Source organism: Stieleria neptunia, from assembly GCF_007754155.1.
Taxonomy (GTDB): domain Bacteria; phylum Planctomycetota; class Planctomycetia; order Pirellulales; family Pirellulaceae; genus Stieleria; species Stieleria neptunia.
In genome coordinates this window covers 1,166,717-1,182,096 of record NZ_CP037423.1, presented here as the reverse complement: position 1 = coordinate 1,182,096, position 15,380 = coordinate 1,166,717, and the positions used below count along the sequence as shown (strand labels likewise).

9 protein-coding genes are annotated in these 15,380 nt (G+C 60.1%); 5 read left to right on the top strand and 4 right to left on the bottom strand.

Annotated features, from left to right (window positions below):
• Positions 1 to 136 precede the first annotated feature (136 nt).
• From Enr13x_RS04155 to Enr13x_RS04135, 4 genes are all read left to right on the top strand, one after another.
• Positions 137 to 1,924 (top strand): exo-alpha-sialidase, encoded by a 1,788-nt coding sequence (locus Enr13x_RS04155; RefSeq protein ID WP_231744079.1) that lies wholly within the window; start codon positions 137 to 139, stop codon positions 1,922 to 1,924.
• 231 nt (positions 1,925 to 2,155) lie between these two features.
• A complete protein-coding gene (locus Enr13x_RS04150; RefSeq protein WP_197455769.1) occupies positions 2,156 to 3,604 on the top strand; it encodes a sulfatase in 1,449 nt (482 codons plus the stop codon).
• 7 nt (positions 3,605 to 3,611) lie between these two features.
• On the top strand, positions 3,612 to 4,340 hold the full coding sequence (locus Enr13x_RS04145; RefSeq protein ID WP_231744078.1) for a phytanoyl-CoA dioxygenase family protein: 729 nt from the start codon (positions 3,612 to 3,614) through the stop codon (positions 4,338 to 4,340).
• A gap of 548 nt (positions 4,341 to 4,888) precedes the next feature.
• Positions 4,889 to 5,146, top strand: coding sequence for a hypothetical protein (locus Enr13x_RS04135; protein WP_145384829.1), 258 nt, complete (start codon positions 4,889 to 4,891; stop codon positions 5,144 to 5,146).
• 253 nt (positions 5,147 to 5,399) lie between these two features.
• Here the strand turns inward: Enr13x_RS04135 and Enr13x_RS04130 are convergent, their stop codons facing one another.
• The 3 genes from Enr13x_RS04130 to Enr13x_RS04120 all read right to left on the bottom strand — a co-directional run bounded on the left by Enr13x_RS04130 (position 5,400) and on the right by Enr13x_RS04120 (position 11,011).
• Positions 5,400 to 6,266 (bottom strand): hypothetical protein, encoded by an 867-nt coding sequence (locus tag Enr13x_RS04130; protein ID WP_145384828.1) that lies wholly within the window; start codon positions 6,264 to 6,266, stop codon positions 5,400 to 5,402.
• A 94-nt stretch (positions 6,267 to 6,360) separates the two neighbouring features.
• The gene (locus tag Enr13x_RS04125; RefSeq protein ID WP_145384827.1) at positions 6,361 to 7,812 is read right to left on the bottom strand and encodes a DUF1501 domain-containing protein; all 1,452 of its coding nucleotides are present in this window, start codon (positions 7,810 to 7,812) and stop codon (positions 6,361 to 6,363) included.
• 109 nt (positions 7,813 to 7,921) lie between these two features.
• Entirely contained in the window at positions 7,922 to 11,011 is a 3,090-nt protein-coding gene (locus Enr13x_RS04120; protein WP_145384826.1) for a DUF1553 domain-containing protein, read from the bottom strand.
• 279 nt (positions 11,012 to 11,290) lie between these two features.
• On the opposite strand from Enr13x_RS04120, the gene Enr13x_RS04115 reads away from it, so the two are divergent.
• The gene (locus Enr13x_RS04115) at positions 11,291 to 12,064 is read left to right on the top strand and encodes an AraC family transcriptional regulator (RefSeq protein ID WP_145384825.1); all 774 of its coding nucleotides are present in this window, start codon (positions 11,291 to 11,293) and stop codon (positions 12,062 to 12,064) included.
• A gap of 163 nt (positions 12,065 to 12,227) precedes the next feature.
• Here the strand turns inward: Enr13x_RS04115 and Enr13x_RS04100 are convergent, their stop codons facing one another.
• Positions 12,228 to 15,308, bottom strand: coding sequence for an efflux RND transporter permease subunit (locus tag Enr13x_RS04100; RefSeq protein ID WP_145384823.1), 3,081 nt, complete (start codon positions 15,306 to 15,308; stop codon positions 12,228 to 12,230).
• Positions 15,309 to 15,380 lie beyond the last annotated feature (72 nt).

The following is a 15,380-nucleotide window of genomic DNA, read 5'->3' as shown; positions in this document are numbered from 1 at the left end:
GTCGGTCAGGCTTTTCGGTTGCCCCGTGTCCAGATACGTGAACTCCGTCGCGCCGCCGAACCGGTCGGTCTGGAGTAGAATGCCGAAATAGCACGGACTGTGCTTCAACTTGACTTGCGCGCATTAGGATTCCCGGATGAAGATGTTGACTCGTTTTTTGACTCTTTGGTTGCTAGGAGTGGTGTCCTTGTCGGCATCTGCCGACGACTCCGTTCAGTGGTCACTCGATGCGGTCGAATCACCTGACATCCAGATCCATGGCGACGCAAGTTCGGGCGACGGCATTGATCGGAAATGCCTGGTGCTGGACGGCGAGACGACGATCGAAGCGAAAGGTCTTGGAAGTGTGTTCGAGGCTGACGAATTGACCTTCACGATCTGGGTCAATCCTTACGTAACGGATCGTGATCAGCAGATGATCGCCGCCAAGAACCGGTATTCGATGGATGATCGCGAATGGTCGCTGATGGTCGACCGCGATGGGCATCTCCGTCTCTATCTCTGGCAGGATCGCTGGCTGACCGTCCAGGGGCCGCAACCACAGCCGGGCCATTGGCATCAGGTGGGTCTGGTGATGAAACGGGATCGCGCCGAGTTGTTTGTTGATGGAGCATTGACCGGCACCGCCAAGCTGGACCGTCCGATCCGATCGACCGGGGCTCCGTTAACATTCGGTGGAGTCCGCGACGACGGACGCATTCGGCAGACGTTCCTCGGGGCACTGGACGAAGCCCGGTTGTTTCCGCGGGCGCTGCGGCCGGATGAGATCGCGGCGCAGTATCGGCCGGTGACGGCGCGGCATGAGATCCCCAAACCGGCGCCGTTGTTTCCGCTCTGGGACGTCGCATCGACGCTGCCCAAGGCCGACGACCTGCCTCAACTGGGCGGCGTTGAGTTCCACGTGATCAAGAAGTGGGACCAGCCCCGAGACGGCTATCAGTTTCTGCACGGCGTTTCGCTCGCCTGGCACAAGGGGCGGCTGTTCGCATCGATCGGCCACAATCAAGGCAACGAAAACACGGTCACCGAAGAAGCCCAGTATCGTGTCAGCGACGACGCCGGAAAAACCTGGGGACCGCTGCAGGTGATCGACGCCGGTGAAGAGGAGAATCTGGCCGTCAGCCACGGCGTGTTTCTGTCTCACGAGCAAACCTTGTGGGCGTTTCACGGTGCCTATTACGGACGCATGGACCGCATTCATACCCGGGCCTATCGCTTGGATGAATCGACCGGTCACTGGCAGCCCCTGGGCGTCGTGCTGGAACAGGGGTTTTGGCCGATGAATCAGCCCGTGCGAATGGACGACGGCAACTGGATCATGCCCGGTTTTCTGGGCAAACGCTACTCCGGCAACGCGGCGTTCCCGGCCGCCGTCGCGATCAGCCACGGCGACGACTTCACCCAGTGGGACCTCGTTCCGATCCCCGTCAGCAAGCCGGTCAAACGGATGTGGGGAGAGTCTGCGCTGTTTGTCGACGGGAACACCGTTTTTAATCTCGCCCGTTACGGTGGCGCGGCGTCGGCCCTGGCCGCGATCAGCAACGACTACGGTCGCACCTGGTCGGCGTCTCGCCCCAGCAATCTTCCGATGGCGACTTCCAAGCCGGCCGCCGGCGTGTTGAGCACGGGCCAGCGGTACCTGGTCTGTACGACGGCCAAGGATAACGGGGGAAAGCGAACACCGCTGACGATCGCCGTTTCTCGCCCGAACGAAAACACGTTCAGCCGCGTGTTTGTCATCCGCCGGTCCAGGCATCAGGATCAGCCGGGAGAATCCGCGGAAAACTTGAGCCTGTCGTATCCGTGCGCCATCGAACACGAGGGCAAGCTGTACGTCGGGTATTCCAACAACGGCGGCCGACGAGCGAATCTCAATAGCGCCGAGATGGCGGTGATTCCGGTTGAGGCCCTTCGGGTCAGGTAATTGGATTGGAGCAAGAGGGTCAAAAAATGGGTTGGTCAAAAGATGAAGGCAGTTGTTCGGACTCGACTGGGAACTCGCGACTCGACGCTGCCCACAGCCCATTTTTTGACCAACTCATTTTTTGACCAACCGCCTTCCGTGCCATGGACAACGCGTTTCGATCGCGGAGATGGTATGATGCCGAACGCCGCTGATTCATTTCCGAAAGTCGCAAACGGTCTCTCCCACGCCATGATTCGATCCATCTTCTTGGTCATTTTGCTCGCGACGTCTGTTGCCGTGACCCGCGCCGCCGAACCTCCCAACGTGGTGCTGGTTGCCATCGACGACCTCAACGACTGGGTGGGATGCTTGGGGGGACATCCCCAAGTGCAAACGCCGCAGATCGACAAGCTGGCGGCCCGGGGCGTGAATTTCACCAACGCGCACTGCCAGGCACCGATCTGCAATCCGTCGCGGATCAGCATGTTGCTGGGCAAGCTGCCGTCGACGACGGGACATTACTTTCTGGCGCCCGGGTTTCGTGACGTCGACGTCACCCGCGACGCGGTGACCATGTTCCAGCACTTTCGCGCCGGCGGCTATCGCGCCGAGTCGATGGGCAAAATCTTTCACGGGCCCGCCGATGCCGCATCGTTCGATCACGTCCAGCGGTCGCGCGGCCTCAGGCGCCCGCCTGGGAAAACCGAAAAACTGCGTTATCGGGTGCCGGGTTCGCATCCCGCGTGGGACTGGGGACAAGTCGACTTTGCCGATGAGGACCAGCGGGATTATCACACCGCGGCGTGGGCTGCCAAGCGGATCCCGGAATTAGCCAAACGCGATGAGCCGTTTCTCATGGCAATCGGCTTTCACCTGCCCCACGTGCCGATCTACGCGAGCAAGAAATGGTTTGACCTGTATCCGCTGGAGACGCTGGTGATGCCGCCGGTGCCCCGAGGAGATCTTGACGACGTGCCGCCGATCGCGGTTCAGTTGAGTCTGAATCCGACGGCTCCCCGATACGAGTGGATGAAAGACAATGGCGAAGACAAACATGCCGTGCAGGCCTACTTGGCGTCCATTTCATTTGTCGATCACCTGGTCGGGATGGTGACCGATTCGATCGCAGCGGCCGGGCTGGATGACAACACGATCGTGGTGCTGTTCAGCGATCATGGTTTCCATCTCGGCGAAAAGAACAAGTGGGCCAAACGCAGCTTGTGGCAGCGAACGACGCGCGTCCCGTTGATCGTCGCCGGACCGGGGATCGCCGGCGGAGCGGATTGTGACGCACCGGTCGGCTTGATCGACGTCTATCCCACGCTGGTGGAAAGCTGTCGTTTGCCGGTCCCGGAAGGCCTGGACGGACACAGTCTAGACGGACTGTTGAAAGACGCCGCGTCGCCGTGGGAACATCCCGCGATTTGCACGTTTGGTCCCGGCAATCATTCGGTTCATTCGCGGCACTACCACTACATCCGTTATCGCGACGGTTCCGAAGAACTGTATGACCATCGAACCGACCGGGACGAGCACCGTAATCTTGCCGGCGATCCGAAGCTTGCCGCGATCATTGCGGAGCATCGCCAGTGGGTGCCTGCCGATGACGCGCCGATGGTCCCCGGTAGCCGGGGCAGCGATTCACCGCTGTACGGCGAAGCCGAAGGGCTGCAAAAAGCGATGAAGCGAGGGAAGTAGGATCGTTGTGGTCGACCTGAATGACTGGCACCTGGAACGTGATGGATTTTGTCTACTCAAGCGCGCCGTGTCCGCGGAATCGATCGCGAGCCTATTGGAGGCGTGCAGCCGCGCGTTTGACGGTGATCCCCAGGGTGTGCGGGCTCGGTCCAGTCGCGGTCATGTGTACGCGGCGCGAAATCTGATCGAGTCGATTGCCGAGGCGACAACCGTCTGGCAGAGCGATCCACTGCTGTCGTTCCTGCGTGAGCAACTCGGCGCGGAATTCGGTTTGGTGCGAGCCCTGTTCTTTGACAAGCCACCGGATCGCACTTGGGCACTGGCTTGGCACAAGGACACGTCGATCGCGGTGAAAGACAACTCGATCGCGTCTACCTCGTTTTCACGCCCCACCACCAAAGCCGGCGTGCCGCACGTGATCGCATGCGATGACGTTTTGAAGCAGATGCTGACGCTGCGGATTCACCTGGATGAGGTGACCGAAGAGAACGGCCCCCTGCGGGTGATTCCGGGATCGCATCGATCCAGCGACGGCGAAGGGGTGGGAATCGACGGTGCCGTTGATATCCACGCCGCGCCCGGCGATGTGCTGGCAATGCGTCCGCTGATCAGCCACAGCAGTGGTCCGTCCAAGCCGGGCACGACGCGTCATCGACGGATTCTGCATTTGGAGTTTGCTGCGTCGGCGAGATTGCCCGACGGAGTGCAGTGGCATGATTTCGTGCGCGGCGGATGACTCGACTGGTAGACAGACTTGGTGATCGCGTCGATACTAGATTCCTGGATTTCAAAAAGCCACAGTGTGGTGTCGTTGGTTCGCAGTGTGATTCCGAAAATGGACGAACCCCAAATTTGTCAATGCAAAGGCGGTTGCGACTCGCGCCGGTGCAAGTGCCTGAGAAACGGCCAACCGTGTACGGACGCTTGCAAATGTGTTGATTGCAAGAATCCTCTCAACGGCATGGATGTTGCGAACATGTCCGATTGTGCCATCGGAAATGCTGTCGTGGTCCGTTCTCTCACCAACGAGCAACTCGAATCCTTCATTCCGCTTCCCTGCGATCACGAATCGGTGCCCCTGAAGAAATTAATTGGCGGGTACGATTGCCCAGAATGCAAGGACGAAACTTATTTCCTCTCGTTCTGCCATAACACAGTCGAACAGGAAAGCTGCACGTGGCATTGCAGTATCTGTGGCACCTGCCGTGACTGGAGAGAATGGCATTGTGATCAGTGCAATCGATGTACCTATGGACTATCCCTTCCCTGTGCGCGATGCGGATCATGAAGAAACACGAATGGCGTGAGAAAACCGAAGAAGGCGCCACGCGTCTGGTCACCGCCACGCGGCACGGCGGCAAATGGAAGCTGCAGTCGCGACTGAAGTCGGACACCGAATGGACTCAGTTTCCGGTCATCGAGTTGGAAGACCTGGAGACGCTGCGTGAACTGCTTTGGAACAAGTATCAGCGGAATCGCATCCCCCACGAACAGGTTTTGGAAATCGACGCCCTGATCGAAGCGGCCAAACAGGGCGGCTAGTGCGAAACGCGACAAATCCGAACGATCTGACCGAATGGGTAAGAGGTGGTCGGCGGAGGGGTGTACGACGTCCTTTCTAGGTCGTCGCGCAGAGCCCCACGGGCGACGGCCCGGAAGGGCCATCGTACATCAGAAATGCGATCGCCTTAAGCTGGACGGTCTCTAAAGGCTAGACCCCAACGGTTGCTGAATCCCGTTGTACTAATGCCTGCGCCCCATTTCCGCTCGCGTACAACACAACGGATGCCATGCGTCACTTGGCTTGTTTGACCAGGTGGATCGCGCGGACGTCGAACAAGGCGCCTTTTGCGATTCGCTTGGCTTCGATTCGCAATTGATAGGTCCCGGATTTCGTGACCGTGATGTCTCCCAGGTGATTCCAGCGAAAGTTCTGAAAGTGTCCTGTATCGATGGTTTGGAATGGCAACTCGGCGACGGTGGACGCTCCCTCGCGAATACTGATCAACGCATCGCTGCCGCCCTGGCCTTCGCCACAGCCTTGCAACACGGCAACGCTGTAACGCCCCGACTGGTCCAGTTTCAATTCCCAAGTGGCGTAGTCCTTGGCGACCGTCCAATAGCCGACGGTGTTCTTGTACCACTGGGGTTCGAACCGCAGTTTTTCGCCAAAGGTTGCCGCGTGGTGGGCGTGTAGCATCACCGACGCGTCTCCGGCGGGTTCGGTCGGTGAAACTTCGTCGGGCAATAGCGGGGCGCCGTCAAACTCCACCTTGATCAACGCTTCCGCAGCGACGGCGGCATTCCAGGAGAACCGCCAGTGGTCCGGTTCAGGAACAAAACCAAGATCGCGTTTGGCATCGTCGTGCCAGTTCAACGAACGGATCGGGGCGCAAAGCCGCGGGAGATGGAAGCTGCGTGCTTCGATCGATTCCGGACTCGGCAGCAACCACAACGTTTGTCCGTCGCGATAGACGTTCAACGCATCGCTGCCGAGCGAAGGCACCCTCATTGCAGCGTCCGGCAGACCGCTGGGCCGATCCGTCGGTCGGGGTGGAATCGAATCGGTCGATTGGCCGCTGACGGTCGCGTTTGGAACGCAAGCAACGATAATGGCTGCAATCGCGAACAAACGGAATGGATTTGGGAAGGTGAAGTGCATGGTATTGGGTTGAACGAAAGATATTTCAAACGTGGGAGAGGCTTCCAGCCTGTCATCGCGGAATTGACAGGCTGGAAGCCTCTCCCACTTGGTTTTACGCCAGGATTTCGTTGACAACGCGTGCCGGTTCGACACCGGTCAGTCGGGCGTCCAGACCTTGAAACTTGACGGACAGGCGATGGTGGTCAATCCCCATCAAGTGCAACAGCGTGGCGTGAAAGTCTCGCACGTGCACGCCGTCGGAGACCACGTTGTAACCGAACGGACAGGTCTCGCCATGATTGACACCGCCCTGGATGCCGCCGCCGGCCATCCACATGGTAAAACAACGCGGATGGTGGTCCCGGCCGTAGTTCGTCGCGGTCAACGTGCCTTGGGAATAGTTCGTCCGCCCGAACTCACCGCCCCAGATCACCAACGTGTCGTCCAGCAACCCGCGTTGCTGCAGATCTTGCAGCAGCGCCGCGGACGGTTGGTCGGTGTCCCGACACTGGGTTTTCATGCCGCCGGGGATGTTTCCGTGGTGGTCCCATCCCTGGTGGTAAAGCTGGATGAAACGAACACCACGCTCGGCCAATCGTCTGGCCAACAGGCAGTTGGCGGCAAACGATCCGGGTTTCGAAACGTCGGGTCCGTAAAGATCTTTGACGCGTTGCGGTTCGTCGGCAAGGTTGGCAACGTCGGGAACACTCGATTGCATTCGATACGCCATCTCGTACTGTTCGATCCGCGTTGCCAGTGCGGGGTCGCCCAGACGGTCTTGTTCCAGTTGGTGCAGGTCGTTAAGCCGATCGAGCATGTTGCGTCGGCTGCCCGCTGAAATGCCCGGCGGATTGGACAGATACAACACCGGTTCTTTCCCCGAGCGAAACTGGACGCCTTGATAACGTGCCGGCAGGAACCCCGATCCCCATAACCGTGAATACAGCGGCTGGCCGCCCTTGCCTTTGGTCACCAACACGACAAAGGTCGGCAGGTTGTCGTTCTCGCTGCCCAGGCCGTAGTGCAACCAGGAACCGATGCTGGGGCGGCCGGAAAGCTGGTTGCCGGTTTGCAAAAACGTGATCGCCGGATCGTGATTGATCGCTTCGGTGTACATCGATTTGACCACCGCGATTTGATCGACCTGTTTCGCCATGTGCGGCATCAACTCGCTGACCCAGGTGCCGTTTTCGCCGTGTCGATTGAACTTGTACATCGAACCGGCCAACGGCAGAATCGCTTGATTGCCCGACATGCCGGTCAAGCGTTGGCCTTGGCGAACGGAGTCCGGCAGCGGCTCGCCCTGTTTCTCGTTGAGCAGTGGTTTGTAGTCCCAGGTTTCCAGCTGCGAAGGCCCGCCCGCTTGAAACAAGTAAATCACTCGTTTGGCTTTGGGGGCATGGTGCGTCGGGTTGATCACTCCGCCGCTGGGGACGCCGCCGTTCGGGGAAACCGCGGGAGCGGCAGCGGCAAAATCGCGCTGCAGCAATTGGGAGGCGGCAATCCCGCCAAGTCCCATGCCGAACTGTTGCAGCCAGTGACGTCGTGTGATTGAGGAGTCCATGGTCGTTATCGCTCGCTGATCGTGGTGCGGAGGATAAGTGGGATAGGCTTCCAGCCTGTCATTGCAAGATCGACAGGCTGGAAGCCTATCCCACAGGGTTGTTGATTGGTTAGCGGAGCATGATGGTTTCGTCATAGGCAAACAGGGCTTGGACCACGATGGTCGTCGCCGCCAGATCCGTTCGCTCGGCCGAGCCTTGCAGCGGCCGAGCACCGACGTTGAGGAACTCGCCGGCATCGGATTCGTTCTCGGAGAAATACGCCTGTTGTTCGTCGTACAACTGATTGATCACCGTTCGTTCACGGTCATGGGGCAGACGGCTGAGCAGTCTGCGGAACAATTCATTCCAACGTGCATCACGATCTGCCGGATACGTTTGCACCAATGATTCGGCCAGCACGCGTGACGCTTCGACGTATTGTGGGTCGTTCAAAAACACCAGTGCTTGCAGCGGAGTCGTCGTCAGTTCACGTCGGGGCGTGCAGCTTTCGCGACTGGTCGCATCGAGCGTCAACATGGTCGGCGGCGGCGCGGTCCGTTTCCAAAACGTGTACAGACTGCGTCGATACAGCCCATCGCCCGTCGATTGGTTGTACGATTTCCCGGTCCCCGATTCTCTCCACAGGCCGGCCGGTTGGTACGGCATCACGCTGGGACCGCCGATCTTTTTGACCAGCAATCCGCTGGCCGCCAACACGGTGTCACGCAGTTGTTCGGCCGACAGCCGATGTTTGGGGCCGCGGGTCAACCAGGTGTTGTCGCGATCGCGTTCGTAAACACTCGGGTCATCGACCTTGGACGATTGTCGATAGGTCGACGAGAGCACGATTTCGCGGCACAGCCAATGCAAATCCCAATCGTTGTCCATCAGCGAACGAGCCAGATGGTCCAGCAGTTCCGGGTGCGAGGGTGGTGTACCTTGGGAACCGAAATCTTCCAGCGTGACGACGATGCCGCGGCCGAAGAACAGGTGCCACATGCGGTTGGCGATCACGCGAGACGTCAGTGGATTCTGCGGATCGGTCATCCACTCGGCCAACGACAACCGATCGTCACCCGCATCGGGCAGTCCGCCGGCCAACTCGGGGGTGCCGGGCGAAACCTGTTCTTGTTTGTTGGTGTACTCGCCACGGCCGAGCACGTGTGTCGGCGGCGCGTTTTCGTCGTGACGCATCGTCATGATTTCACGGACAGCGGTGACGAGTTCGTTTTCGACCTCGCGAGCGTTGGCCAGCCTGCGACGCGCCTGGGCGACGGTTTCGTCGGCGGTCAACAAGTGATGCTGCAGCGCCATCCCGTCGTCCAGGTTCGGCGGATCACCCTCGGGTTGAGCGGCCGCAAAGATCGACAACACCTCGGCCGAAGAGAGTTGGAGATCAAAGACTTTTAAGTCGTCAACGCTTCCGCCACGGAAACCGATGTCACGGAAACGGGCGCCCAATGCGAGCGTCACCTTATCGACGTCCAGATCCCCCCATTCGTTTCGTTGCCGCACGTCGCGCGTCAATTTGTCACGAATGACCTCCACGTCGGCGCGCTGACCGTTGATAAACAGCTGCACGCCATCGGCACGCCCGCTGCCGTCATGCGTCACGGCAAGATGTGTCCAATCGCCGCTGGGAATCGCGTAGACGGCACGAACCCGCAGCGCATTGCCGGGCCAAAAGTGGATCATCGAGAACTGCGGGTGCCCTTCGTCGAGGGTCAATTCCACCCCGCGGAATGCGGCGTCTTCGGCGGCCCGGGATTGGTGCAGCACCATCATCCGCGGGCCTTGCGATGCGGGGCGAACCCACAGGCTGTAGGAAAACTCGTCGGTGCGTCCGAAGCGTGGAGCGTCCTTGCACTCGATGGCGTCGTCGCCGTTGCAAACGGTCGCCTTGCCGACCACGCCGACGACCGTGCCTTCCAACGGCAGCACAAACGCCGGTTCACGTGGCTCGGGAAGCGTCTCGATCGGTGCGTCGCCGCGCGATCGCCATTGTTGACGCCCCGCCTGGATCGCCGCTTCGAGTGAGGCTTCGGCTTCCGCGATCGCTTGCTTGGCGGCTGCGTGTCGCTGTTGCTGGTCACCTTCATACAACAACATTGCCGGCGTGGGTGCGGAGAAGGTGAAGTGCGAGTAGAGGCCGAATTCGTCGATGTCGGAAAAGTACGCCGACAACTGATAGAACTCCTTTTGTTTGATCGGATCAAACTTGTGGTCGTGACAGCGGCAACATTCCATGGTCAGCCCCAGCAGCGCGGTGCCCGCCGTGGTGGTCCGATCGGTGATGCCGGTCAAACGAAACTCTTCGACGACACTTCCGCCTTCGTTTGTTTGTCGGTGCAGTCGATTGAACGTCGTGGCCAGCCGTTGGGAGACCGTCGCACCGGGGATCAGATCGCCGGCGAGTTGCTCGGTGATGAATTGGTCATACGGCAGGTTTCGGTTGAAGGCTTCGATCACCCACTGCCGCCACGGCCAGACCTCCATCGGAATATCATTTTGATAGCCGAACGTGTCGGCGTAGCGTGCGATGTCCAACCACATCACCGCCATGCGTTCGCCGTAGGCCGGAGAGGTCAGCAGACGCTGCACCACGTTCTCATACGCATCGTCTGATGCGTCGGCCAGGAACGCGTCCAGTTCGGGCAACGTCGGTGGCAGCCCGGTCAAGTCGAACGTGACGCGTCGCAGCCAAGTCGCCTTGTCCGCTTCTCCATTGGGCTGAAACCCTTTTTCTCGATGCGTCTGTGCCACGAACGCGTCGACGGAAGTCCGCGGCCAATCATCCACTGACTCTGGAATCGAAACCGTCTCCGGCAGCGGTTCGAACGACCAATGCTTTTGATACTCCCCGCCTTGGCGAATCCACTCGGCGAGCAACTCCTTTTGTGCCGTCGTCAATGTCTTGCCGGTTTCCGGAGGCGGCATCAGCATGTCCGGATCGTCGGACTCGATGCGTTCGATCAACAGACTTTCGCCCGGCTCCCCTTCGACGATCGCTCCGTAATCCACCGCGGGCTCGCGTTGATCCAGCCGCAGATCCGCGGCGCGGGTTTCTTCGTCCGGCCCGTGGCAGGCAAAGCAGTAATCGGACAAGATCGGACGGATCTGCGAATTGAACGAGATCGGTGTCTGGCACCAGGCGGCCGGGCTGTCCCAGAGGACCAAGCCCAAGCACGCAGCGATGGTAAGATTCTTCAGTGCAGCCATGTCGCAAAAGCCGGGGGGGAGGAGATGGCGGGGGGCGTGGGGAAGCCTTCATTGTCGCAGATTTTTGCGCCAAGTCTTGTACCAGCCTGCGTCGATTTTGGTACGTTTTGCCGATGGGCGTCAATTCTTTTGCTGCAGCTTTTGGCAACCGATTGAGTCTCTCTCCCTCTGGGAGAGACGGCGTTTGCGCAGCAAGTAAACGCCAGAGAGGGCCCAGGTTGCGAAAGTCTTAGCGTTTTCCGCTGCGATCAAATCCGTCACTTAACCAATTGACGTCCCATGACGAATTCGGGCCCCGCAACCACCGGCAGTGCATTCAGCGAAGCATTTCTGGGGAAAAACCCCGGCGTACGCAGTGTCATCGAACTGTTCGAATCGCTGCCGCTGGTGCTGTTTTATGCCAAGGACAGTCAGCAGCGGTACATCGCGGTGAACCCCCGCACGCTGACCGATGTGTTCGGTTTGACCGACGTCGAGGAGCTTTACGGGCGGACCGACAGCGAATTTCAACCGCCCGCGTTGGCCGATGCTTACCACGCCGAAGACCGTCGTGTGATGCAATTGAAACGCACGATCCCCAACCAGGTCTGGTTGGTGCCACACGTCCGCGGCACCCCGCAGTGGTACGTCTCGACCAAGACGCCGCTGTTTTCGGCCGAGGGAGGGGTGATCGGGATCGCCGGTGCCATGTACCCGATCGCGACGCCGGCCGAAGAAGCGTCGTTCTTCAGCGAGTTGGCACCCGCGATTCGATTCATCGACGAGCATTATGCGACGACGATTTCGATGAAAGCGTTGGCCGCGATGACCGGTTTATCGACGTCGCAATTCAACCATCGCTTTCGCAGCGTTTTGCGCATGTCGCCCACGGAATACCTCCTGTCGCGTCGCATGCAAGAGGCGCGCGACCGACTGACGCGAACCTCCGAATCGATCACCGAGATTGCAGTCGCGGTCGGGTTCTTTGATCAAAGCCACTTCACCAAACGGTTTCGCCGCTTCACCGGCATGACGCCGCTGGCTTATCGCAAACGCTTTCGGCAGCGTGAGTAAACGGTCGATCGTCCGATGGGTAGCGGCAGGGCGGGAGCCCTCCGGTCTCGCGGCACCGGACGGCTCGCGCCCTACCGCTAAGACGGCAATCGAACCGGACGGATGGTAGCGGCAGGGCGCAAGCCCTCCGGTCTCGCGGCACCGGACGGCTCGCGCCGTTCCGCTAAGACGCTCGTCCGCCGTCGGCTGGCTTGCTGCTGAGGACCGTCTGGATGTCCTCCAAGATCAGGTACAAGCAGGGCACCAGGACCAGGATGATGGCGGTGGCGAACAGGATGCCGAAGCCGAGTGAGATCGCCATCGGGATAATGTATTGGGCTTGCAGCGAGTCTTCAAAGATCAGCGGCACGAGCCCTCCGAACGTGGTCAGCGTCGTCAGCAGGATCGGACGGAATCGCCGCAGTCCGGCTTGCGAAATCGCTTCAAACGGCGAGCGACCTTCAATGCGGCGGCGGTTGGCATAGTCGATCATGATCAAGGAGTCGTTGATCACGACACCGGAAAGCGCGATCACGCCCATCAGACTGACCAGCGACAGGTCGTAACCGAGCAGGATATGCCCGAGCACGGCACCGACGATCCCGAAGGGAATCGCGACCAGCACGATCAACGGTTGCACGTAACCGCGAAATGCGATGGCCAGCAACGAGTAGATCACCGCCAGGGCGAGACCGAACGATCCCCAGAGCGACGCGGTGGCCTGACGCATCTCCGCGTCACTGCCTTCGAAACTCCACGTGATGCCGGGGTAGTCGGCGCGCAATCGGGGCAGCTCTTCATTGCGAAGCGCCTCGATCACTTGAGTCACCGCGCGTTTGGGTTCGACATCCATCGACACGTTGATCACCCGCCGGCCGTCGCGGCGATCGATCGACCGAAAGGCCAGCGATTGCTCGAGCTCGGCGACATCCAGCAGCGGCACTTCGGCCCCCGACGGCGTCCGGATGATCATGTCTTCCAGGTTGTAAATGTCTTCACGCTGGTCCTCGGGCAACTTGACGCGGACTTCGATTTCGTTGGTGCCGCGCAACAGACGGAGCGCCAGGGAACCGAAAAACGCGCCGCGAAGCTGTTCGCCCAACTCTTCATCGGTCAGCCCCAGCGCGCGGCCTTCGGGGCGGAGCCGAAAGTCGTATTGGACCTTGCCCTTGTTGTAGCTGTCGTTGACATCGCGGACGTTGGCAAAGCTTTCACATCGCTCGACCAACGCTCGGGATGCCTTTTCCAACACGCCGATGTCACTGTGGCTGAGGTCGATGCTGATCGCGCGACGCGCCCCTCCGGGACCTCGTTCGGCTTCAAAGGTCACTTGGCTGACGCCCGGCAGGTCGCCGATCGATTCACGCCACAATTCGATCACTTCGCCGGCGGTCATGTCGCGCTCGTCCGGCGGCTTCATCACGATTTCCACATCGATGAAGCTCTCGCCACGGACGTTGGTTTTGATGCCCTCGGCGACTTTGTACAGGTCGTGTTCTTCGAACATCCGCAGACTGGCATCGGTCACGGCCTTGGCGATTTCTGCCGCCTGGGCTTGCGTGGTCCCGACCGGCATTCGCACACCGGCTTCGATTTCATCGGCGGACACTTCGGGCATCAGGATCATGCCCATGTGGGAACTGGTGGCATAACCGCCGACGACCAGGAACAGGCCGAGCGCGGTCGAGGCGGTGATGTAACGGAACCGCAAACAGCCGATCAGGACGGGGCGAAACGCCACGTCGACGATGCGATTGAACGCCCGGCCGAATGCCTGTTGGCCGCGGTGCAGCGTGGCGCCCAAGCCACGTTTTTTACGTCCGCCGGCACGGGCATGCGCCAGGTGTGCCGGCAAGATAAACAGCGATTCGATCAGGGACAGGGACAGCACCAGAATCACGACGATCGGCAGCGGTCCCCAAAACTTGCCGGTTTCGCCGGGGATAAACATCAGCGGGACGAAGGCCACGATGTTGGTCAGGATGCTGAAGACGACCGGACCGGCAACCTCGCGGGTTCCATCGATCGCGGCTTGCTCATCGTCGTCGCTTTCCTGCCGTTTCTCGTAGACGTTTTCGCCGACCACCACGGCGTCGTCGACGACGATGCCCAACACGACCAGAAACCCGAACAAGGAAATCATGTTGATGCTGACGTCGGCCAGGGGCAGCAGCAAGATCCCGCCGATGAAGGAGACGGCCATGCCCATCATCACCCAAAACGCGAGTCGCATCTCCAGGAACAATGCCAGGATCAACAGCACGATACAGACCGCCATCACGGCGTTTTTCAACACCAGATTCAAGCGGCGGCGAAACTCTTCGGCGTTGTTGCGATCGACCCGCCACTTCACGCCCGGCGGCAACACGCCTTCAAAGTCTTGCATCGTCTGTGCGACCGCATCAGCAACGTCGGTCGGCGACTGGGAACCGGTGCGAAAGATGTCCAGTTCCACCGACGGCGTTTGGCTGAACTGGGAATGAAAGCCGACTTCTTCGAATCCGTCGCGGATCGTGGCGATGTCGCCGAGGGTGACGGCCGGACCGTCACGACCGGAGACGATTTCCATGGTTGCAAATTCATCCGCCCACTGCTTGCGCGCCTTCACCCGCAGCAAGATCTCTCCGCCGCTGGTTTGCACCGAACCGGCAGCCACATCTTGGCTGGATGTTCGGATGATGTCCGCCACGTCGGGCAGCGTCAGCCCGTACTCACGCAGCCGTTGACGCGGGATCTCGACGTGGGTGACATAGGCCGGCACCCGTCGCAGTTCGACTTGCGTGATCTGGTCGTGGGCTTGCAGCTGGTCGCGCAACTGTTCGGCCAACTTGCGCAGGGACCACACATCGATCGGGCCGTAGATCGCCACCTGCATCGCTTCGCGCTGCTCGGACTGCAAGCTGACTTCGGGCTGTTCGATCTGATCGGGAAACGTGCGGATCCGGCTGACCGCTTGCTCGATGTCCTGGAACGCCTTCATCCGTTGCTGGCCGGCGACGATTTCGATCAGCACCTCGCCGCGACCTTCCCGTGCTTCGCTGGTGATTTCACGGATGCCTTCGACCGAGCGGACGGCACCCTCGATCGGTCGCAAGATGCCCTGTTCGACTTCCTCCGGCGCGGCGCCGGGATAATCGACCCTGACTTCGACGATGTCGAGTTCGAATTGTGGAAAGACTTCCTTCTGGATCACGGCGGCCGACCAGATTCCGCCGCCGAGCAGAATGATCATCAACAGATTGGCCGCGATCGAATTGCGCGCCATCCACGCGATCGGCCCGCGTGGCGATGGGCGGTCGACTGACTCTGGAGTCGCCGGGTCTGAAGTTGCTGACTT